The following is a 20,117-nucleotide window of genomic DNA, read 5'->3' on the forward strand; positions in this document are numbered from 1 at the left end:
CGCCCCGGGTCAGATCCGCGCGGACGCCGGAGCGCGGAGGGGGCGCAGAACATCGGACATTGTTCTGACCTCCTTCCAGCTCGACGGCGTGCCGACGACCATACGCGGGACGGTCGACGGCCCGCAATGGTTCGTCACAGCGTCGGGTTGGTCTCCGGCCCACGCCCGCGCTGGTGGGCTCGCTGGTCGAAGACGGTGATGCCCGCCAGGATCACCGCCGCGACGGCAGCCACGGCGACTGGCGGGACCAGCACCATCGGCGGGGCCGCCACGACCAGCACCGTCGCGCCGAAGAACAGCGCCCGGCAGCGCGGTGCGTTGCGGCTCTCCCGTTCCAGGAAGCTCCGCCCGATCAGGAACAGCACCGGGCCGCCGAAGACGATGGCCACCAGGGCCCAGTCGATCGGCGGATGCGGATCTTCGATGATCTGCCCGAAGCCGACGGCGGTGCAGATGATGCCACCGACGATCAACAGCAGGCTGTAGCTCGCCCACCGGGACAGCTGGACCCCCTGCCCGCTCGCGGTCGGGGCACGACCGGACCCGACGTGGTAGAAGTAGATCCGCCAGAACGCCACGACCGTCACGAACGCGGCGACGAGGGTGATGGTCCCCCCGGTGGTGAAGCCCGGAAAGCTGACCGCCGCGCCAGCTTCGAGCACCACCTCGGCGAGAGCAATCATGAAGAACTGGTTGTACCGCTCGGCGAGATGCTCCTGGGAGACGGTCACCCCGATGCGGCCGAGCCCTCTGCTGCGAAGCCAGGGCAGGGGCCAGTCGGTGGCCGCGCCGACCAACTCGATGGCGAGGGCGAGGGTCCAGAAGATGCCCCGACCGAGGCCACCGCTGATGCCGCCACTGATCCAGAGCACGCCGGACGCCGTGTGCCAGGTCAGCACCCGCAGCGCGAACGCGTGACCCGGGTGGCCCCGCAGGGCGAACACCAGGAAGATCGGTCGGCCGACCTGGATGACGACGTAGGTGCAGGCGAAAATTACGCCGCGTTGGCCGAATGCCTGTGGCAACGTGACAGCCAGCACCAGCGTGCCGAACATCGTCGCCAGCAGGACGGCCTGCAGATCGGGACGCCGCGGGTCGTAGGTGCTCGACAGCAGGGCGTTGAGCGACCAGATCATCCACATCGCGGTGAAGAACAGGACGGTCTGGCCCGCCTCGGACAGCAGCGTGTGTCGGACGATGGTCAGGTCGTCCGCGACCCGCCCGGCGAGGCGGGCGAGCGCGAAGACGTAGACGATGTCGAACAGCAGTTCCAGGACGGTTGCCGAACTCGTGCTCCGGCTGTCCCCGAGCCCACGAGGGAACCCGGCGCGCGTCAGCACGGACGGCGGGTCAGGTCAGCCGGCCAGGGCCGCCGGCACGGGCACACCACTGTGGCGACCCTGTTCCGTTGCCATCGTCCCCGAGCCTCCTCGCCGACCAGTCCCGCTCGATCCGCTATCCGCGTATTTTATCCATATTTAGCGGGCCTGCGTCGTCGATGGCGGATACCCGGTGGTGGGTGACGAGCGGTCAGACCGCCCGGGCGACGCAGATCCTGGCACCCAGGCGCGGACCCGCCTCGTAGATCATGTAGCTCACCCCGCCGTCGGTGCCGAAGCTGGGCGACGCGACCCGACCGTTGTCGGACGCGATCGGGCTGTGGAACACCCCGAGGTGCACCTCCCGGTCGAAGGCGTTGCCGACCTCGGTGAGGTGCATCCGCCCGTCGCCGCCGTGGTAGACGACGTACGCGGTGCCGTTGCGGGTGAGCAGATGCGGCGCGGAGATGTCGCTGAGCCCGTCACCGGCCGGTGAGATCAGCGGCTCCGGGGCGAACTGCCACTGGTCCCAGCCGTTCGGCGACCAGCCCCAGAAGATCTTCCGGGTGCCGGGCTGGACAGTGTGGAAGCCCATGAAGAGCATCACGTACTTGTTGTTCAGCCCGGTCACCCGGTGCTCGAACACCCGGGCGTACGACGTCTCGGTGGTGTTCGGCACGAGCCGGGTGCTCAGGATCGGCGTCTCGTCGGTGAAGCTGATGCCGTCTCGGGAGCGGGCCACCCGGGTGGTGGTGTTCTCACCGTGGAAGTAGAGGAAGAACTCCCTGCTGGAGGCGTTCCAGACGACGTGCGGCGACGAGACGTGGCTAACCGTCGTGGTCGGTAGCACCCGGTCGACGACGGGGTTGCCGGGGTGCTCGGTGTAGGGGCCCTCCAGCCGGTCGGCGTAGGCGAGGCAGATCCCGCCGGGTGCGTCGTGTGGGGCGTAGTAGAGGTAGTAGCGGCCCTTGGCGCCGCTGATCTTGTCGTAGACCCCGCGTACGCAGGGAAAGATCGTCTCTCCGGTGGGGTTGTAGGCCAGCGGGCGGTCGAACGCGTCGCGAACGTACCGGTAGCTGGGAAAACCGGCCGGCCCGGCCAGGGCTGGCGCACCCGGCAGCAGGGCACCGACACCACCGGCGGCGGAGGCGGCGCCGAGCAGCGCCGCACCGCGCAACAGCCCGCGCCGGCTGAGCTCCGTGGGTCGACCGAAGGGCGGATCCGGGTACGCGTGTGCCATCTGGTTCTCCGATCGTGAGAGGACGCTCGTCGACCGCGGAGCGTGGTGGGTGGCGATGCGGCGGCGGCTCGGGAGACACGGACGAGGGCGCGCCCAGCTTCACTGTCAGTGATCTGGCTGCCAGACCGGAAACCCGGGTCGTCATCGACGAGTCTGGCGGCGTCCGCAGGCGAGCGTCAAGGTGCTAATACGAATTATCGAGCGGCATTCGATAACCGAACTTCTTCGCCTCAGGGTCTTGACGGCAACCTCGGGTGGGCGCACCATTTCACCTCACCGACGCTAATGCGTATTACCCCGGTAACGATTGGACACGGAACGTGACTGGTTCGCGCAGGCGAGTCACCCAGCACGACATCGCCCGTATGACCGGCGTCAGCCAGGCGACCGTCTCGCTGGTGCTCAACGGCCGCGACGACGGCAACGTCAGGATCGCCCCGGAGACACGGGAGCGGGTCCTGCACGCCATCCGCACCACCGGTTACGTCGCCGACCCGGTCGCCCGCCGGCTCGCCGCCCGGCACAACCGCATCCTCGGCGTGTTCACCTACGAACCGGTCTTCCCGACCGGCACCGGCGACTTCTACCATCCGTTCCTGGTCGGCATCGAGGAGTGCGCCGAGCGGCTCGGCTGTGACCTGCTGCTGCTCACCAGCGCCCCGGTGTCGGGCGGCCGACGGCGGATCTTCCACGACGACAACCGGCTCCGGCTGGCCGACGGCTGCGTCCTGCTCGGACGATCGCTGGACCGCGACGAGTTGACCAGGCTGGTCACCGAGGGCCAGCCGTTCGTCTCGGTCGGCCGCCGCGACGACGCGGGCGGGCCGGTGCCGTACGTCGGCGCCGACTACCCGACCGCCACCGCCACCGTGGTACGCCGCGCGCTGGCCGCGGGCCACACCGCGCTGGCGTACCTGGGCCAGGGCGCCGGCCCCGAGTCGCACGCCGACCGGATGCGCGGCTTCCGGACCGCGCTCGACGAGGCCGGACACCCGCCCCGGCACCTGCCGACCACCGACCGCTCCCCCGCCGAACTGCTCGACGCCCTGCTCGCGGCAGGCGTCACCGCGGCGGTGGTGGAGGAGTACGCCGACGGCGTCGCCATCGCCCAACTCGCCCGCGAACGTGGGCTGGACATCCCGGGTGACCTGTCCATCCTTGCGCTCGGTGACCCCACCCGACCGGCCAGCACGGACATCGACTTCACCGGCTTCCGCATCCCCCGCCGGGAGATGGGGTGGCAGTCCGTCGAGGTGCTGACCGGGCTGCTGGAGGCGGACCCGGACACGGTGCCGCAGCGGTTGGTGCCCTGCCAACCGGTCGACGGCGCCACCCTCGCACCCCCAAAGGTGACCCCGTGAAAGGACAGCTCTTGCCAGACATGCAGGCCGACGTACTGATCGTCGGCGGTGGACTCGGTGGCGTCGCGGCAGCCCTCGCCGCGCTGCGCGCCGGCCGTTCGGTGGTGCTCACCGAGGAGTTCGACTGGCTCGGCGGCCAGCTCACCAGTCAGGCCGTACCGCCCGACGAGCACTCCTGGGTCGAACAGTTCGGTGTCACCGCCAGCTACCGGAGGCTGCGTGACGGCATCCGGGACTACTACCGCGCCTACTACCCGCTGACCGACCGGGCGCGACAGGCCACCACGCTCAACCCGGGGGCCGGACACGTCAGCCGGCTCTGTCACGAGCCACGGGTCGCGGTCGCGGTGCTGGAGGCGATGCTCGCGCCGTACCGGGGCGCCGGTCGGCTGCGGCTGCTCCAGCCGTACCTGCCGGTGGCCGCCGACACCGACGGCGACCGGGTGACCGGGGTGACTCTGGCGCACCGGGACACCGGCGAACAGGTGCACGTCGTCGCACCGTACGTGTTGGACGCCACCGAGACCGGCGAACTGCTGCCGTTGACCGGCACCGAGTACGTCACCGGCTTCGAGTCACGTGGCGAGACCGGCGAGCCGAGCGCGCCGGACGAGGCGCAGCCGACGAACATGCAGGCGTTCTCGGTCTGCTTCGCGGTCGACCACGTCGACGGTGACCACACCATCGACCGGCCGGCCCGGTACGACTTCTGGCGGGCGTACCAGCCGCCGTTCTGGGGGGACCGGATGCTCTCCTTCCGATCCCCCAATCCGCGCACGCTGGAGATCTCCGAGCGCAGCTTCACCCCCAACCCCGACGACGACCCGTGGTTGGTGATGGCCGACCAACGGCTGAGCCCGGGCGACGGCAACCTGTGGACGTTCCGCCGGATCGCGGCGCGGCGCAACTTCCTCCCGGGCAGCTACGACAGCGACATCTGCCTGGTCAACTGGCCGATGATCGACTATTTCGAGCATCCGCTGATCGACGCGCCCGACCCCGCCCACCACATCGCGGCGGCCCGCGAGCTCTCCCTGTCGGTGCTCTACTGGCTGCAGACCGAAGCACCGCGCGCCGACGGCGGGACCGGCTTCCCCGGGCTGCGTCTGCGTGGTGACGTCACCGGCACCGGCGGCATCAGCACCGGTGGCGACGTCACGCACAGCGGTCTGGCCCAGGCCCCGTACATCCGTGAGGCGCGGCGCATCCGCGCCGAGTACACGGTCGTCGAGCAGGACCTCTCCCTGGCCGTACGCGGCGACAAGGGCGCGGTCAGCTACCCGGACGCGGTGGGCGTCGGCATGTACCGCATCGACCTGCACCCGTCCACGGGTGGGGACAACTACGTCGACGTGGCCTCGTGTCCCTTCGAGATCCCGCTCGGCGCCCTGATCCCCCGGCGGGTGGAGAACCTGCTGCCCGCCGGGAAGAACATCGGCACCACCCACATCACCAACGGTTCGTACCGCCTGCACCCCGTGGAGTGGAACGTCGGCGAGGTCGCCGGCCTGCTCGCGGACTTCTGCCTGGCCCGCCGGGTCACTCCCCGCGCGGTGCGCTACACCCCCGGCCTGCTGGCCGACTTCCAGAACCGCCTCGCCGACGAGGGCGTCGAGCTGCGCTGGCCCGACATCGCCGGCTACTGAGGGAGAACCCTGATGAGGAAACGGTTGACGGCCGTCGTCGCGCTCGCCGCGATGCTCGGCCTGAGCGCGTGCGGTGGCGGCGACAGTGCCGGCTCCGACGGCCCGGTCTCGCTGCGGATGACCACCTGGTCGGCGAACGAGGCACACCTGAAGCTGTTCAACGAGATCGCCGCGGAGTACAAGAGCAGCCACCCCAACGTCGCGGAGATCACGTTCGACCCGATCCCGTTCGAGAGCTACACCACGACGTTGACCACCCAGATCGCCGGCGGCAACCCGCCCGACCTGGCCTGGGTCCTGGAGAACGCGGCACCGGACTTCGTCTCCTCCGGCGCGCTGCTGCCGCTTGACGAGACCCTGCGCAAGACCGACGGCTACGCCTACGACGAGTTGGCGCCGGCCGCGACAAAGTTGTGGCAGTCCGACGGGAAGCTCTACGGCTATCCCTTCTCCACCTCTCCGTTCGGCATCTTCGTCAACACCGACCTGGTCAAGGCCGCCGGTGCGAAGAGCCCAGCCGAACTGATCGCCGCCAACTCCTGGACCTGGGAGAACGCTGTGACCACGGCCTCGGCGGTGGCGACCAGGACCGGCAAGGCGGGCCTGGTGGTACGGGACTTCGACTACAAGGGCTGGGACAACCTCTCCACGATCTGGACCGGTTGGGGTGCCCAGGCGTGGAGCGCGGACGGGAAGACCTGCGGCTTCAACGCCAGCGAGATGGTCGACGCGATGACCTTCCTGCACAAGGCGATCTTCACGGCCAAGGCGCTGCCCGGCCCGGGTACCTCGGCCGACTTCTTCGCCGGCGAGGCCGGCATGACGATCACCCAGATCTCCCGGGCCTCGCTGTTGGAGAAGCAGAAGTTCGGCTGGGATCTGGTGCCGCTGCCGGCCGGCCCGAAGGGTGGCTACTCGGTGATCGGCCAGGGTGGCATGGGTGTGTTGAAGAAGGGCAAGCACGCCGACGTCGCCGCCGACTTCCTGGCCTTCCTCACCAACCCCGCCAACTCCGCCAAGCTGGCGCAGTTCTTCCCGCCGCCGCGTACCCCGCTGCTGACCGCCGCGACGCTGGCCAAGACCAATCCCCTGCTCAAGCCGGAGCAGTTGCAGAGCGTGGTCATCGACGGGATCGCCAACGGGGTGGTGAAGCCCAACCACACCGGGCAGGCCGAGCTGAGCCAGGCCGTACGGTCGGCGCTGGACCCGATGTGGAAGCCCGACGCGGACGTGCGGGCCGTCCTGGACGGGGTCTGCTCGGCGATCAACCCGCTGTTGGCGAAGTAGAGGATCAGCGATGCCGGTCCTCGTGGACGACGGGGCGGGCCGGGCCGAATCCCGGCCCGCCCCGGGCGGCGCAGCGGCGCCCCGACGACGCGGATGGTGGACGAGTCGCCGGCGTGACCAGTTGGCTGGCCTGCTCTTCGTGACACCGCAACTGGTGGGCACGGCCCTGTTCGTGCTGCTGCCGCTCGGCCTGGTGGTCTGGTACAGCCTGCACGAGTGGAACGTGCTCGCGGACACCTTCGACTTCGTCGGCACGGACAACTACCGCGAGTTGGTCGACGACCCGAAGCTGCCGGGCGTACTCCGGACCACGCTGTTCTTCTCCGTCGGCCTGGTCGTCTTCAACCTCGCTCTGGCCCTGCTGCTCGCCGTGCTGCTCAACCAACGGCTACGCGGCACTGTGGTGTTCCGGACGTTGTTCTTCTCCCCCGTGGTGGTCTCGCTCGTCGCCTGGACGATCGTCTGGGGTTTCCTGCTCCAGGACAACGGCGGCGTCAACGGGGTGGCCGGCGCCGTCGGCCTGGACGGCCCCAACTGGCTGCGCGGCGAGTGGACCGCCCTGCTGTCGGTGATCGTCGTCCAGGTGGTCAAGAACGTCGGCCTCAACATGGTGCTGTTCCTGGCCGCGTTGCAGGGCGTCCCGGCCGAGTTGTACGAGGCGGCCCGGGTCGAGGGAGCGAGCCGGTGGACCCAGTTCCGCCGGATCACCGTGCCGCTGATCAGCCCGACCATCCTGCTGACCTCGATCATCACCGTGGTCGGCGCACTGCAGGTCTTCGCCCAGATCGCCGTGCTCACCCAGGGCGGACCGGGCACCTCGACCACCGTGCTCGTCTACTACCTCTACCAGCAGGCGTTCCAGTTCCACCAGTTCGGCTACGGCTCGACGCTGTCGGTGCTGCTGTTTCTGATCGTGCTGACGCTGACCGTCGTGCAGTGGCGGATGCGCAGGAAGTGGGTCTTCCATGAACAATAGGCTGCCGTTGCGGGCCCGGGTGGCGATCTACGGGCTGATCTGCCTGCTGGCCGTGCCGTTCGTCTTCCCGACCTGGTGGATGGTCACCTCGTCGTTCAAACCGGTCGGTGACATCTTCGCGTTCCCCCCGTCGCTGATCCCCACCGACCTGAGCTTCTCGGCGTACCGGCGGGTGTTCGAACTGCAACCGTTCGCCCAGCAGTACGCCAACAGCGCGTACATCGCCGTGGTGGTCACCATCGGCACCCTCGCCGTCTCGTCGCTGGCCGGCTACGCGTTCGCTCGGATCCGGTTCCGGGGGCAGCACGCGCTCTTCCTGGTGGTGCTGGTGGGCCTGCTGATCCCGAGCGAGGTGACCATCGTGCCGCTGTTCCAGATGTTCAACTCGGTCGGCCTGATCGACACCCACTGGCCGTTGATCCTGGTGCCGATGCTCGGCGCGCCCAGTGTGCTGGCCACCTTCATCATGCGGCAGTTCTTCGTCACCCTTCCCGGGGAGTTGGAGGAGGCGGCACGGGTGGACGGCCTGGGACGGCTGGCGACCTTCTGGCGGATCGCGCTGCCGCTGGCCCGCCCGGCCCTCGGCGCGGTGGCGATCTTCACCTTCCTGCACAGTTGGAACCTGTACCTGGAACCGATCGTCTTCCTGTCCACCCCGGAGAAGTTCACGCTGCCGCAGGCGCTGACCCAGTTCGTCGACGCGTACGGCGGCCCGATGTGGGACGTGCAACTCTCGGCGGCGTCGATGACCGCGCTCCCGGTCCTGGTCGTGTTCGTCATCGCGCAGCGGCAGTTCATCGAGGGCCTCGCTCACACCGGCCTGAAGGGATGACCGACCTGGGGCGTCCACGCGGCACTGCGGCGGATTCCGCGAAACTGTTATCCGGGTACGGCTGGCGAGTCTCCTGAGGTGGGGCGTTGGCGGGATCCCCCCACCGACGCGGCATCGAGCAGCGATGCGAGCACACGAAGGAGTCGAGACGATGCGCGCAACCGGCCAGGGTGAAGCGGACGCCGCGAGGGGCGGTCGGGGCGTCCACGCGGAACCCCGACGCGGGATGCTCGGCCGCCTTCCGCTCGGTGCGAGGCGTCTGCTGTGGCCGCTCGTCGTGGCCGCGGTGGTCGCCGTACTGGTCAGTGGGGTGGTCGTCGTGCTGCAGCCGACCGGGCCGACGCCCGCCCCGGCCGCGACGCAGGCGGTCGACGCGCCGCCGCCCACCGGCCCGGAGCTCGGCACACCCGCCGCTACCCCACCGACCGCCACGGCGAGCCCGACTGCGGTGACGTCCTCGGCGACACCGACGGCGAAGCCGACAACGAGGCGTCCGGTCGCCCCGGCGGCCCCGGCGGTGACCTCGAAGCGCAAGGGTGTCGGGGTGTGGACCTTCGACGGGGTCAGCCAGGCGCTGGCGAACTCCGGTGCCAGTTGGTACTACACCTGGGACGTGAAGCACCAGGGCGTCACCAGCCCGTCGGGCACCGAGTTCGTCCCGATGATCTGGGGGGCGAAGAGCGTCACCGCGAGCAATCTGCAACAGGCCAAGCAGAACGGCAAGTACCTGCTCGGCTTCAACGAGCCGGACCTCAAGGGCCAGGCGGAGATGACCGTGGAGCAGGCGCTGGACCTGTGGCCGCAGTTGCAGGCCACCGGCCTTCCGCTGGGCAGCCCGGCGGTGGCCTGGGGTGGTGACCGGCCGGGCGAGTGGCTCGACCGGTTCATGGCGGGCGCGAAGCAGCGCGGCTACCGCGTGGACTTCATCGCCCTGCACTGGTACGGCGGCGATTTCACCACCGCCAACGCGGTCAACCAGCTCAAGTCGTACCTCCAGGCCGTGCACGACCGGTACGGGCTGCCGATCTGGCTCACCGAGTTCGCCCTGATCGACTTCTCCAACGGCGTCCGCTTCCCGACCCAGGCACAGCAGGCCGCGTTCCTCACGGCGGCGACGAAGATGCTCGGCGGCCTGTCCTGGCTACAGCGGTACGCGTGGTTCGGCCTGCCCGCGACGGACAAGGACCAGACCGGGCTGTTCCGCACCGGCAGCGAGGCGACCGCCGTCGGTCGCGCGTACCAGGCGGCGCGGTAAGCACACCCGACACCGCTGGCGCGGCGGCGACGACGTGACCATACTCAGCGGACATGGAGAAGGCCCGTACCGAGTTGGGTCGGGACCTGGCGCACGCGCTGCGTACCGGTCCGTTCTCGGCGGCTCTCCACCTCGCCATCGAGGACCGCGGCATGCGGTTGGAGGAGATCCAGGACAAGTTGTCGGCGGGGGGTGTCAGCGTCAGCTTGACCACCCTGAGTTACTGGCGGCGCGGTCGCAGCCGCCCCGAGCGCCCAGAGTCGATCAAGGCGGTCCGGCTCCTCGAAGCGATCCTGTCGTTGCCGGCCGAGTCGTTGATCGTCCAACTCGGCCCGCGCCGACCCCGGGGCCGGTGGCTGAGCCAGCCACCGGGAACGATCGAGATCGACCGCCTCTTCGATGACGGCACCAGCGTCGCCAAGATGGTCGCCGAGGTGGACCGATGGCTCTATCACGAGCTGACCCGGCTCAGTCTGCACGACCTCTACGTCGTCGGCGACGAACGGCAGGAGATCAGCCTGACCTGCCGGCAGGTGCTGCGGGCCAACACCGACCGGGTGTCACGGACGGTAGGCATCTTTCGCACCGATGACCTGACCGCCTCGACACGAATCAACGCGGTCCGCAACTGCCGGGTCGGCCGGGTCCGTCACGAGAACGGCTCGGGCCTGCTCGTCGCTGAGATCATCTTTGACCGAATGCTCGCGCAGGGCGACACAGTGGTGATCGAGTACGAGTTCCTCAGCACCTCGCAACTGCCCACCGACAACTACTACCGGGGCTTCTCCACCCCGGTCAGCGAGTACGTGCTCCAGGTGCAGTTCGACCATGACGCCGTACCGGCGCGCTGTCACCGCTTCGAACGACGTGGCCTGCACGCGCCCGACCAGGGTGTGTGGGAGGCGTGGATCGGGTCCACCCACGGCGCCCACCTGATCGCCTCGGACGTCCCGCCGGGGATCGTGGGCATGCGCTGGGAGTGGGAGTGAGCGGCCGTCCGCCACTCACTCCCACCCGGGCCGCCGATCAGCTCGCGCTGATCGTCACGTCGTCGATGACGAAGCTGGTCTGATAGGACCAGTCCTCCACACCGTTGAACCTCAGCGTGGCGGTCTGCCCGGCGAACTGGCCGACGTTGACGACCTTCTCGACGTACCCGGTGGTCCTGTCCAGGTTCGAGTAGCTGCCCACTGTGGTGCCGCCGAGCGTGACGGTCAGCTTGTCGTAGGCCAGGTTCTCGTACTCCGCCGTGGTGATCCGGATCCAGAACCGCAGCGTCGCGTTGGTGCATCCGGCCGGGATCGTCACCGACTGCGAGACGGTGTCGGTCTGCACCGCGCCACCGCCGTTGAGCCAGGCGTTGCGGCTGCCGGAGCGCGCCGGGTACTGCGACCAGGTGCCGATCACGTTCGCCGTCGCGGTCCACGGCGAGGTGCCGCTCTCGAAGCCCGGGTTGCCGACGACCTGCGCCGGCGTGCAGCCACCGCCGCCACTGGTCACCGTCCAGGTGAAGGTCGCCATCGCGCTCCGGCTCGCCGCGTCGGTGAGGGTCACCGTGACGTTCGAGGTGCCCGCCGTGGTGGCGCTGCCGGTGATCCGCCCGGTGGACGCGCCGATGGTGAGGCCGGCCGGCAACCCCGAGGCGCTCCAGGTGTACGGGGTGGTACCGCCGCTGCCCTGCACCTGCACGTCGACGGCCTGGCCGACGGCCGAGGTGCGGTTACCCGGGTTGGTCACCGACGGGCTGCCGGGGCCGGGGTCGGTGCCACCGATGAACCCGGTGTAGAGCAGCACGTTCGGTGAGCCGCTGCCCGGGCTGGTGATCTTGCCGGTGGTGCCGTTGTCCACCAACGCGGCCCGGACCTGGGCGGGAGTCGCCGTCGGGTTCGCCCCCAGATACAGCGCGGCGGCACCAGCCGTGTGCGGCGAGGCCATCGAGGTGCCGGTCATCGTGGCGCTGCCGTTGTTGCTGCTGTACGACGCCGACACGATGCTCGTGCCCGGGGCGAAGATGTCCAGGCAGGAGCCGTAGTTGCTGCTGCTGTTGCGCCCGTCGGAGTTGGTGCTGTTGCCGACCGTGATGGCGGCGCTGACCGCCTGCGGGCTGTAGTAGCAGGCGTCGTCCGAGGAGTTTCCGGCCGCCTGCACGAACTGGACGCCTGAGTTGATCAGGCTGGTGACGGCACTGTCCATCGCCTGGCTGGTGCACCGGCTGCCGCAGCCGATGCTGTAGTTGACCACCGCCGGCTTCTGCGCGTTGGCGCGTACCCAGTTGATGCCCGCGATCAGGTCGTCGTTCGTGCCGCTGCCCTGGCAGTTGAGCACCCGTACGGCGACCACGCCGGCCTTCTTCGCGATGCCGTACGTGGTACCCACGGCGGTGCCGGCGACGTGCGTGCCGTGCCCGTGGCAGTCCTGCGGGGTGCTGTCGTTGTCCACCATGTCAGTGCCCTGCAGCACCCGGCCGGTGAACTCGTTGTGGTTGGCGTTGATGCCGGTGTCGAGGACGTAGACGGTGACCCCCTGGCCCGGGTTGGCCGGGTAGGTGAAGGTCTGGTTCAACGGCAGGTTGCGCTGGTCGATCCGGTCGTCACCCCAGTTCGGCGGGTTGGTCTGGGTGTCCAGTACGCCGATCCGCTGCACCTGCTCGACCGACGCGACGGACGGGTCGGCGGCCAGCCGTTGCGCCTGTTTCGCGGACATGGCCGCCGAGAAGCCGGGCAGGGCCGACGCGTACACGTGCCGGGTCTGGCCGCCGAAACGGCCGGTCAACTCGCGGGCCTTGGTGTCGACGGCGGTGCCCGCCAACGACGTGGACCTCAGCGTGACGATGTAGCGGTCGGGCACCGCGTTCGGGCTGTCCGCGTACCTGATGGTGCCGGTCGGCTCGGCCTGGGCCGGGCCACCGACGGCGAGGGCTCCGGCCAGCGCCAGAACGAGCGTGAGGCCGGCGGCTGGGAGTCGGTGCAACACGGGCGATCTCCTCCAAGGGTGCCGTCTCCGCGATTGGCGTCCGGGTGACGCCAGATGCGGAGGGCTGCGCCGAAAGGTAGGAGGAGACGCGGCTGAGAGGACAGCCCGGTTAACAGCTATCGATGTTTCGTAACGTCAAAACTGTTTATGAACTCCCGTCCCCGACCGACGCCTGGTCGACGTGGTCTCGCCAGGAGTGCTGCGGCTCGTAACCGAGCACCCGTCGCGCCTTGTCGATGCTGAGCAGGGTCTCGTGCTCGCCGAGGTCCTTCCGGATCTCGACACCCGGGTAGACCTCGGCCATCAGGCTGGCGCTGGACCTGCTCATCACGGTGTCGGCGTTGGCGATGACGAAAACGTCGGCGCCGGGCTGGTCGTGGGCGAGTGCCCTCTCGACCGCCTGCGCGCCGTCGCGGGCGTCGATGTAGCCCCACAGGTTCCACCGGCGCAGCTGAGGGTCGGCGTCGAACGAGGGGAACGGGGCGTAGTCCTCGACGTCCATCACGTTGGAGAAGCGCAGCCCCACCATGACCAGCTCCGGGTCCCAGCGGCAGAAGTGCCGGGCCATCTCCTCTTCCAGTGCCTTGTTCAGGGAGTACGTCGACTCGGGGCGCGGCGCGTACTCCTCGTCGACCGGCGCGTACGGCGGCGGGGTGTCGAACGGCAGCCCGAGCACCGTCTCGCTGGACGCCCAGACGACCCGTTTGATCCCGGCCGCCCGGGCGGCGGCGAACACGTTGTACGTGGCGGCCGAGTTGTTGGCGAACGTGGTCGCGTTCGACATCAGCCCGGGGGCCGGGACCGCCGCCAGGTGCACGATCGCGTCGACCCCACCCGCGTGTTCGTCGGCGCCCCCGGTGAACGCCTCCACCACCTGCCCGTAGTCGGTCAGGTCGACCAGCAGGAACTCGCCGTCCACGTCGCGGGGGTCGCGGCCACCGGCGCGGTCCACCGCCAGCACGTCGACGCCGACCGCGCGTAGGTGGGTGACGACGGCGCGACCGAGCTTGCCGGTGGCGCCGGTGACGACGACACGCCTGGGCAGTGCGGGGGTGCTCATGACCACATCCTCTCCGGCGTCGAGCTGCGCCCTGAAGGCGGTACCGCCTCCTTCGCGACGATCCGTTCGAAACGCCCACGCGGCGTCCACGTCACCGAGCACGGGAGCGCCACAAACGGATCAGCTTCCTTCAGCGCGGTACCGCCTCTGGTTCCTCGTCGCCCGGTACGCCTCGACCGCCTTGCGGGAACTTCGCCAAATGCCGTCCGATCCTTGCACCGCGTCGAGACGCCCGCGCTGCGAAGCTTGTCGGAGCGCGGCAAGGCTGAACTCCGCTGTCACCAAGGCCGCGAGCGGCACGAGGCGCGCTGGACCGGCGACGTTCGGCACGATGAAGCGGTTCAGGTTGTCGTACATCGCACGAGCAACCAACTCTCCCAGCGCACCGTAATCTCCGGCGTCCGCCTTCTGCAGCGCGGCAAGGTAGGCGTCACGCTGGCGCTTGAAGATGATCACGGGCGGGTAGCCGAGGCGGACGAGGACCAGGTTGAGTAACAGCCGCCCGGCACGCCCGTTTCCGTCGATGAACGTCCCAGACGGGAGTCATGGCGGTGCGATGAACTTGGCGGACTTCTGTGACGCTGACCAGACGACCATCGTGCCATCCGTCGGGCTCAATTGCCTGACTGTAGACCCACCGAGCAGCGTCAGCGTAGCCACGGACCTCGTTGTACTCCTTCAACGGCTTCGAACCGACGGCGCGTCCTTGCTCCAGTAGCGCCTGCACCTCACGCAGCACCAGCGTGTTGCCCTCCAGAGCGGTGGAATGGTGGGCCTCCTGGTGCCAGATGTCCTCCCAGATCGTCTGAGCTTCCTTTGGGCTGGGGAGACCACCGAGGCGCTGGTTCAACTCGCCCAACGCCTGATCGAGACGCAGGTAGACGGTGGCACGACTTGGCCGACCTCTTCCGACCACGCCGCCTCCTCTGACGATTTCCGGTATTGACGAGCGAAACTTGTCACAGGCTGTCGCTAGCGAATTGAACTTATCAAGTTGTACGTTCGGGCGGCCGGAGGCGCGCGGTGAGGGTGCGTTCCGTCCACCCGCACTACCGCCAGGTCCACAGCCCCGGACGCCCCAGCCGTCACCGCCACACGGGTACGAACTGGAAGCGAGCGGGTAAACAGCTGCGTAACGTGCAGGGGTACACGTTCACGCCAGAAGGAGACTTCATGTCCAAGCCACCGCTTCCCGAGGCCGCGGTCGAGATGCTGCGCAAGCCGAACCCGGCCGTCATGACCACGCTTCGCAACGGTGGTCAGCCGGTGTCCGCCGCCACCTGGTACCTGTGGGAAGACGGCCGGATCCTGGTGAACATGGACGAGAGCCGTCGTCGGTTGGAGCACGTCCGCAACGACCCGCGGGTGTCGCTCACCGTCCTGGACGAGGCCGGCTGGTACACCCACGTGAGCATCATCGGGCACGTCGCCGAGCTGCGCGCCGACGAGGACTTCACGGACATCGACCGGTTGGCCAAGCACTACACCGGCAACGCGTACCCCCGGCGTGATCGTGGCCGGGTCAGTGCCCTGATCGAGATCGACCGCTGGCACGGCTGGGGCTCACTGAAGGACAACAGCCAGGTCGGCTGACGCCGTCAGGTTGTCCGGGCGGGGCCCCACGTGCCGGTCAGATCGATGCCCCGGGGCTCGCGTCGTTCGTGGTCAGGGCACCAGCAGCACATGCCGACGAGCGCCTCCACATCCACGCCGGACATTAACGGGCATTCAGTCCACAGTGGCACGCTGGACTAGGTGGCGCTCCATCAGCAGGGCCGTGCCCTGCGGATGAGGGACAGCGCACACATCAATGATCGTGATAGCGTCCACCCAGCGCCAGGGCCGCTGAGTTCGTTATGCGACATTCACGGCGACGGGGGACGCCCCGATACAGGTGACAGGCGCTGTCGGTAGTATCACCCCACGGGAGGATTCTTTTGTCTAATCGAAAGCTGACACTGCGTGGAATTGCGCAGGCCGGATTAGTGCTCGGCCTGGCCGGCGCTGCGGGGTTCGTACTGGTGAGCCCCGCTTCCGGTGCGAGCACCGGCAACAAGGTGCACAACTGCTACGGGATCTACTTCACCCGGGACTGGAACCAGGAATGCAACAGCAGTGGTGCCGCGTACGAGGGTAATTACAAGACGACTGCGGACTGCACCGCACCGCAGATCCCTGACAAGTCGTTGACGAAGTACCGCTTCAAGGGCGACAAGACGAGCCACGACGGTTCCGACTGCCAGTACGGGATCCACAGCGCCAACACCGTTTACTGGTAAATCGTTGACGTAGGCTCCACTGATTGAACGCATTGACCGGGGCCGCCCCTTTGGGGCGGCTCCGGCCAACCCGAACCACGGCCTCGCGGTCAGCCGCAAGCACGAAGGGTACGCCTTGCTCCTCGGCAAACAGCTCAGCCAAGGCTACGGACGCCATACGGTGTTCCGGGGCCTCGACATCGAAGTCCGTCCCGGGGTTACCGCCCTGCTGGGGCCCAACGGCGCGGGCAAGACCACCCTTCTGCGGACACTCGCGACGGTACAACCACCCATCGATGGCAGCCTAGTGATCGGTGGACGCGAGGTGCGCTCGGAGGCCGATGCGAGGAGGGCCAGGCGTCAGATCGGCTTCCTGCCCCAGCGATTCGGGTTCGAGCCGGGTGTACGAGTCCGGGATTTCGTGCGGTACGGCGCGTGGCTTCGTGGTCTTTCCCCGGCCGATTGGGAACCGGCCTCGGCGGCCGCGCTCGCACACGTCGGGCTCACCGCCGAGGCCGGGCAGAAGATGGGCCGACTGTCGGGCGGGATGCGCCAGCGGGCGGCCATCGCCTGGGCCATCGTGGGTCAGCCCTCGACTGTGCTGCTGGACGAGCCCACTGTGGGCCTCGACCCTCAGCAGCGGCTGCGGTTCCGGGACATCATCGCCGGCCTGACCGGCACCACTGTGCTCCTCAGCACCCATCTCATCGACGATGTCGACGCGGTCTGCGACCGAGTGGTGATCATGCACGGCGGCGAGATCCGCTTCGACGGCGCGACAGATGAGCTGAAGGCGTTGGATGACGCGGCCATGCCGGGTCACACTCCCCTCGAGCGCGCCTACATGAGTCTCCTTCCGACCGAGGAGCGCAGCCGGTGAGCCCGCTCTGGCTGCACGTGAAGTCCAGCGTCGCCCGCTGGGGTGTCGTTCCACTCGGCCTGCTCGGTGTGGCCATCCTCTTCGGGCGCAGCCGTTACTGGATCGGGATCTGGCCCGAGGCAGGCGCGGCCGCCCAGCTGAGCGCCTTCTTCCTGAGCATCTTCGCCGCTGGCGTCACCGCCTGGGTCGCCGCCACCATCGACGTACGAGGGATGTACGAGCAGGCGGCCTCGGCTGCGATCCGTCCTCTGACCATCGAGCTGACCCGATTCACCGCGGCGCTGCTGTGGCTGCTGGTGCCGTACCTGGCCGTGGCGACGGCGGCGTTCGTGGCGACCGCCGCCGGATCGTTCCCACCCGGCCTCGGATCGTTCTTCCTCTACATCCTGCTCGGCGTGGTCACCATCGTGTTCGCGGCGGCGTGGGGCTGGCTCGTCGGCAGGCTGCTGGCGCCGTTGATCGCCGCGGTGTGCGCCGCGCTCAGCTGGTTCATCGCGGTGTCGCTGCTCGGTGACAGCACCGACGCGACGGTGATGTCGGGGCCGCCGTGGTTCGAGGTCTCCCTCGGCCCGATCGGCGTGCGACTGGCTGCCGTGCTGCTCCTGGCTGTGGCGGTCTGCGCGTTGCCGTGGCGTGCCGGTCGCCCGGCCCGGTTCCGGCAGCGGGCTCTGCTGGCCCTGGTGGCGTTGGCCGGCGTCGTGGCGGTGCACGTGAGCACCACGGTGCTCGTCCATCGCTCCCCGGTCGCGAAACCGGTGTGCGTACAGGGCGAGATCGAATACTGCCTGTGGCCGGAGCACGAGAAGTACGTACCCATGGTCGAAGCCGTGGACCGCCGGGTGACGGCGCTTCCCGTCCGGTTGCCGCTGCCTGATCGAGTGGTGGACTACTCGCTGTCCGGCTCGCAAAAGTGGACGGACCTCTACTCGTCCGTCCAACTGCCGGGGACGTTCGCGCCGGAGTTCGACATCTCCGAGGGCAGCGAGTGGGCACTGGCGCGGGGCGTGGCATCGGCGATCGTGAGCGCGGTCTTCGCCGAGTGCGATCCCGACGCGAAGCAGGATCCCGAGTACCGCTCGGACCAGCTGCATGCCTGGCTGGAATGGCGACTGGTCGGCGGCGGCACACCGGATTACCGGACGGACGCACCGGACTACCTGCGTAAGGCCTGGTCGGCCGGTCGCCAGCAGGCGGCCGAGGAGTCCGATCAGGACCAGGGCAGGTGGGCGACGACGCTGATCGCCGAAACGAAGGAACGCTACTGCCGTGCGGCATGACCGCGAGGAGTATCTGCGCGTGGTGGCGACCTACCTTCTGGTCCGCAAGTCACGCTGGCTGCTTCCCGCCATGGCATTGATCGGAGTCGTCGTCGGGGTCTGGGGATCGATCGAGGCGCCGACTCCGACCGCCACGGACACCGGGGGCGCCTCGGTCGAGTTCTGGCGGCTACTTGCCGTGGGGTCCGCCTCGTTGCCGGTCCTCACCCTGTCCAGCCCTCTGGAGGCACTCGAAGCAACGGGCGGCTCGTCCTTCCACCGCCTGCGCAGCCTCGTACTGTGCGGTGTGTTCGCGATCTCCAGCGGCTGCATCCTCACGGCCGCGGCGGTGGGCGTCGATGCGGCGGTGACACCCCTGATCGCTCGCGCGCTGCTGGCCTGGTTCGGCCTGGCACTCATCTCGGGTCGGGTGCTCGGTTGGACCTACTCATGGATCCTGCCCTGGGCGACCCTGTGCGTGCTGCTCTACTGGGGCCACAGCAGCAGCTCGGGGGACTTCCACTGGTGGGAGTTCACCGCCCAACCGATCGGACATCTGCCGAGCACACTGCTCGCCGTCGGGCTGTTCACGGCAGGCGTGGCGGCGTACAACCTGTCGCCCTGGCGGATCCACCGTTTCCGACGCGCTCGTACGTCCCAGGCTGGGGCTCACTGACGGGCAGCAGCCAGATCGGCTGAGCGGCCGGCCGGTTCACCGCGGGCCGAACCGGGCCAGCACCACGCCCGTCAGGGCGTCGACGTCGCGGCGGACCGGGTGCGCACGCGGGTCACCAGGTAGCCGAAGGCCGCCGCGGTGAAGAACATGACGATGCCGTAGACGGCTCCGGGGATCGCCATCTGGGTGCTGTCGAGCAGCGCCGGGCTGAGCGCGATGGTGATGGCCAGCGTGCTGTTGTGGATGCCGATCTCGAATCCGGCGGCCGTCGCGGCGCTCCGGTCGACTCCGGCGAGTCGCGGCACCCCGTACCCGATGGCGAGGCTCAGCAGGTTGAACGCGAGCACCGCCAGGCCCACCGCGACGAAGTAGTCGGCGATGTTCTCCCGTTCGCCGAGCACCGCCCCGGCGATGACGGCGACGAGCACCACGACGGAGAGGATCCGGACCGGGCGGTTCAGGCGCTCGGCGACGTGTGGCGCCCGGGCGCGGATCAGCATGCCGATCGCGACCGGGACGAGCACGATGGCGAAGACCTGCACCACCTTGTCGAACTGCAACCCGAGGCTCCGGCCGTCGGGCAGGAAGTACGCCGCCGACAGGTTGACCAGGATCGGCAGTGTGAACACGGCGAGCACCGAGTTGATGGCGGTGAGGGTGATGTTCAGGGCCACGTGCCCACCGAACAGGTGGCTGTAGAGGTTGGCTGTGGTGCCGCCGGGCGAGGCGGCCAGCAGCATCATGCCGACGGCCAACTCCGGCGCCAGGTCGAACGCGAGGACGAGGCAGAAGCAGATCGCCGGCAGCACCAGCACCTGACACACCAGGGCGATGACGGCGGCTCGCGGGTGCTGGGCCACCCGGCGGAAATCCGCGATGGTCAGTCCGAGACCCAGACCGAGCATGATGACGCCGAGGGCGATGGGCAGTCCGATCAGAGTCAAGGCGGAGTCCATGGCACAACATCGTTACCACCGGGTAACGCCGTCACAATCCCCCATGTGGCTGGACGGCTCTTGACCGTGGACGGTGATCGGCTTAACTTCATCAATCAGATAAGTCTCTTTACTATTCTGCTTGACACCTCGTAGGAGTGTG

The 20,117-nt window shown here is 68.7% G+C and carries 18 protein-coding genes; 12 read left to right on the forward strand and 6 right to left on the reverse strand.

Annotated elements, in window-relative coordinates; genetic code table 11:
• Positions 1-134: 134 nt before the first annotated feature.
• Positions 135-1,340 carry a low temperature requirement protein A gene (locus O7614_RS20290; RefSeq protein ID WP_278140053.1) on the reverse strand — a complete coding sequence of 402 codons (1,206 nt, stop codon included), beginning with the start codon at positions 1,338-1,340 and terminating at the stop codon, positions 135-137.
• A 190-nt stretch (positions 1,341-1,530) separates the two neighbouring features.
• Complete coding sequence (locus tag O7614_RS20295; protein WP_278140054.1) at positions 1,531-2,559, reverse strand: hypothetical protein; 1,029 nt, start codon at positions 2,557-2,559, stop codon at positions 1,531-1,533.
• A 320-nt stretch (positions 2,560-2,879) separates the two neighbouring features.
• Between O7614_RS20295 and O7614_RS20300 the strand changes: the two genes are divergently transcribed.
• The 7 genes from O7614_RS20300 (at position 2,880) to O7614_RS20330 (ending at position 10,905) form a co-directional block, all read left to right on the forward strand.
• Complete coding sequence (locus O7614_RS20300; RefSeq protein WP_278140055.1) at positions 2,880-3,920, forward strand: LacI family DNA-binding transcriptional regulator; 1,041 nt, start codon at positions 2,880-2,882, stop codon at positions 3,918-3,920.
• A gap of 20 nt (positions 3,921-3,940) precedes the next feature.
• Positions 3,941-5,566: an FAD-dependent oxidoreductase gene (locus tag O7614_RS20305; protein ID WP_278142315.1), complete on the forward strand. Its 1,626-nt coding sequence runs from the start codon at positions 3,941-3,943 to the stop codon at positions 5,564-5,566.
• 12 nt (positions 5,567-5,578) lie between these two features.
• The gene (locus tag O7614_RS20310; RefSeq protein ID WP_278140056.1) at positions 5,579-6,853 is read left to right on the forward strand and encodes a sugar ABC transporter substrate-binding protein; all 1,275 of its coding nucleotides are present in this window, start codon (positions 5,579-5,581) and stop codon (positions 6,851-6,853) included.
• Between the two features lie 10 nt (positions 6,854-6,863).
• Entirely contained in the window at positions 6,864-7,829 is a 966-nt protein-coding gene (locus O7614_RS20315; RefSeq protein WP_278140057.1) for a sugar ABC transporter permease, read from the forward strand.
• Complete coding sequence (locus tag O7614_RS20320; RefSeq protein WP_278140058.1) at positions 7,819-8,661, forward strand: carbohydrate ABC transporter permease; 843 nt, start codon at positions 7,819-7,821, stop codon at positions 8,659-8,661. The genes O7614_RS20315 and O7614_RS20320 overlap by 11 nt, the downstream gene beginning before the upstream one ends.
• Positions 8,662-8,812: 151 nt before the next feature.
• Positions 8,813-9,916, forward strand: a complete 1,104-nt coding sequence (locus tag O7614_RS20325; protein ID WP_278140059.1) for a glycoside hydrolase family protein — start codon at positions 8,813-8,815, stop codon at positions 9,914-9,916.
• Positions 9,917-9,969: 53 nt separating this feature from the next.
• Complete coding sequence (locus tag O7614_RS20330) at positions 9,970-10,905, forward strand: hypothetical protein (RefSeq protein ID WP_278140060.1); 936 nt, start codon at positions 9,970-9,972, stop codon at positions 10,903-10,905.
• Between the two features lie 37 nt (positions 10,906-10,942).
• Here O7614_RS20330 and O7614_RS20335 read toward each other — a convergent pair whose 3' ends face one another.
• From O7614_RS20335 to O7614_RS20345, 3 genes are all read right to left on the reverse strand, one after another.
• Positions 10,943-12,889: a S8 family serine peptidase gene (locus O7614_RS20335; RefSeq protein ID WP_278140061.1), complete on the reverse strand. Its 1,947-nt coding sequence runs from the start codon at positions 12,887-12,889 to the stop codon at positions 10,943-10,945.
• 145 nt (positions 12,890-13,034) lie between these two features.
• A complete protein-coding gene (locus O7614_RS20340; RefSeq protein ID WP_278140062.1) occupies positions 13,035-13,949 on the reverse strand; it encodes an NAD(P)-dependent oxidoreductase in 915 nt (304 codons plus the stop codon).
• A gap of 120 nt (positions 13,950-14,069) precedes the next feature.
• Entirely contained in the window at positions 14,070-14,405 is a 336-nt protein-coding gene (locus O7614_RS20345) for a hypothetical protein (RefSeq protein ID WP_278140063.1), read from the reverse strand.
• 717 nt (positions 14,406-15,122) lie between these two features.
• Here O7614_RS20345 and O7614_RS20350 point away from each other — a divergent pair.
• From O7614_RS20350 to O7614_RS20370, 5 genes are all read left to right on the forward strand, one after another.
• Positions 15,123-15,542 carry a PPOX class F420-dependent oxidoreductase gene (locus O7614_RS20350; RefSeq protein WP_278140064.1) on the forward strand — a complete coding sequence of 140 codons (420 nt, stop codon included), beginning with the start codon at positions 15,123-15,125 and terminating at the stop codon, positions 15,540-15,542.
• A gap of 392 nt (positions 15,543-15,934) precedes the next feature.
• Positions 15,935-16,228 (forward strand): hypothetical protein, encoded by a 294-nt coding sequence (locus O7614_RS20355; protein ID WP_278140065.1) that lies wholly within the window; start codon positions 15,935-15,937, stop codon positions 16,226-16,228.
• A 115-nt stretch (positions 16,229-16,343) separates the two neighbouring features.
• Entirely contained in the window at positions 16,344-17,087 is a 744-nt protein-coding gene (locus O7614_RS20360) for an ATP-binding cassette domain-containing protein (RefSeq protein ID WP_278140066.1), read from the forward strand.
• A complete protein-coding gene (locus O7614_RS20365; protein ID WP_278140067.1) occupies positions 17,084-18,364 on the forward strand; it encodes a hypothetical protein in 1,281 nt (426 codons plus the stop codon). Before O7614_RS20360 ends, O7614_RS20365 begins: the two co-directional genes overlap by 4 nt.
• The gene (locus O7614_RS20370) at positions 18,354-19,019 is read left to right on the forward strand and encodes a hypothetical protein (protein ID WP_278140068.1); all 666 of its coding nucleotides are present in this window, start codon (positions 18,354-18,356) and stop codon (positions 19,017-19,019) included. The genes O7614_RS20365 and O7614_RS20370 overlap by 11 nt, the downstream gene beginning before the upstream one ends.
• Positions 19,020-19,090: 71 nt before the next feature.
• On the opposite strand, the gene O7614_RS20375 is transcribed toward O7614_RS20370, so the two are convergent.
• Positions 19,091-19,975 (reverse strand): bile acid:sodium symporter family protein, encoded by an 885-nt coding sequence (locus O7614_RS20375; RefSeq protein ID WP_278140069.1) that lies wholly within the window; start codon positions 19,973-19,975, stop codon positions 19,091-19,093.
• Positions 19,976-20,117 lie beyond the last annotated feature (142 nt).

Source organism: Micromonospora sp. WMMD961 (genome assembly GCF_029626145.1).
Classification (GTDB): Bacteria; Actinomycetota; Actinomycetes; order Mycobacteriales; family Micromonosporaceae; genus Micromonospora.

Bases quoted from the DNA above. Each gene is read 5' to 3' on its own strand.
- O7614_RS20330 (WP_278140060.1), top strand. From the start codon at position 9,970: ATGGAGAAGGCCCGTACCGAGTTGGGTCGGGACCTGGCGCACGCGCTG.
- O7614_RS20305 (WP_278142315.1), top strand. From the start codon at position 3,941: ATGCAGGCCGACGTACTGATCGTCGGCGGTGGACTCGGTGGCGTCGCG.
- O7614_RS20325 (WP_278140059.1), top strand. From the start codon at position 8,813: ATGCGCGCAACCGGCCAGGGTGAAGCGGACGCCGCGAGGGGCGGTCGG.
- O7614_RS20310 (WP_278140056.1), top strand. From the start codon at position 5,579: ATGAGGAAACGGTTGACGGCCGTCGTCGCGCTCGCCGCGATGCTCGGC.
- O7614_RS20340 (WP_278140062.1), bottom strand. From the start codon at position 13,949: ATGAGCACCCCCGCACTGCCCAGGCGTGTCGTCGTCACCGGCGCCACC.
- O7614_RS20375 (WP_278140069.1), bottom strand. From the start codon at position 19,975: ATGGACTCCGCCTTGACTCTGATCGGACTGCCCATCGCCCTCGGCGTC.
- O7614_RS20320 (WP_278140058.1), top strand. From the start codon at position 7,819: ATGAACAATAGGCTGCCGTTGCGGGCCCGGGTGGCGATCTACGGGCTG.
- O7614_RS20295 (WP_278140054.1), bottom strand. From the start codon at position 2,559: ATGGCACACGCGTACCCGGATCCGCCCTTCGGTCGACCCACGGAGCTC.
- O7614_RS20350 (WP_278140064.1), top strand. From the start codon at position 15,123: ATGTCCAAGCCACCGCTTCCCGAGGCCGCGGTCGAGATGCTGCGCAAG.
- O7614_RS20315 (WP_278140057.1), top strand. From the start codon at position 6,864: ATGCCGGTCCTCGTGGACGACGGGGCGGGCCGGGCCGAATCCCGGCCC.